Source organism: Peribacillus sp. SIMBA_075 (assembly GCF_046534585.1).
This window is the reverse complement of record NZ_JAWRYN010001520.1, coordinates 1-239: the sequence shown is the minus strand read 5'-3', so window position 1 is coordinate 239 and position 239 is coordinate 1. Positions and strand designations below refer to the sequence as shown.

Below are 239 nucleotides of genomic sequence, written 5' to 3'. Positions count from 1 at the left end.
AGCAATTGAACGTCAGCACGAACTGATCCGTGGCACCGGTACCGACATTGGTCGACTGTGCAGACTTCCCGACGGTCGCATTCTTGGTCGCGGTCACGTTCAGGGTCGCCGACGATCCGGTCGAGGAGGTGAAGTTCGTGCCGCTCACCTTCGGGGTGAGGGTGGCCTTCGCACCGCTCAGCGTCGGGTAGTCGGGGGGTGTCACGGTGATGGTGCATTGGTCGCTCCCCGTCGGGACC

The 239-nt window shown here is 63.6% G+C and carries 1 protein-coding gene; it reads right to left on the bottom strand.

The genetic code is table 11. The annotated features are described in order from the left end of the window. On the bottom strand, positions 1-239 hold a 239-nt coding region (locus tag SB775_RS33500), incomplete at both ends, for a hypothetical protein (RefSeq protein ID WP_410865615.1).